The organism is Leifsonia sp. SIMBA_070, from assembly GCF_046534635.1.
Taxonomy (GTDB): domain Bacteria; phylum Actinomycetota; class Actinomycetes; order Actinomycetales; family Microbacteriaceae; genus Leifsonia.
Genome location: NZ_JAWRYK010000053.1, coordinates 1 through 395, shown reverse-complemented (window position 1 = coordinate 395; position 395 = coordinate 1). Strand labels below are relative to the sequence as shown.

At 38.2% G+C, this 395-nt stretch carries 1 protein-coding gene; it reads right to left on the bottom strand.

Annotated features, from left to right (window positions below):
* The coding region (locus SB754_RS19370; RefSeq protein WP_410784033.1) for an HTH domain-containing protein at positions 1 to 214 on the bottom strand (214 nt) is incomplete at its 3' end.
* Positions 215 to 395 lie beyond the last annotated feature (181 nt).

Genomic DNA, 395 nt, shown 5'->3' with positions numbered 1-395 from the left:
CCGCAGATGATTTCACTCTCTGTGGTCCAATGACATTGACATCAAATCCGCATTCCTCAAATATCTGACTCCGAAACTTTCCTTTTTCATGTTCAACGATGTAGTTACGTTTAAATTCATCAGTATATGTGATTGCCTTGGAGCTAACTGATTTGACGTATGGATTTTGCTTTAGCAGTTTTATTTCTTTTTCTGTAAATACCTTCTTACTCATGATTTTCCCCAATCCCTGTTTTTCTCAAGTATACAAAAAAGTACCCTATAGGTAGACTTTTTTAACGTGTCTACTCTATAGGGTACATTTTATATACGCGAGGCCTCTTTTTATTCAGAAGTGCTGCCGCCTCTTGGTCTCTGCACTCGGTTTCACCTGTTTTTGTCCAGTGTAAAAAGCG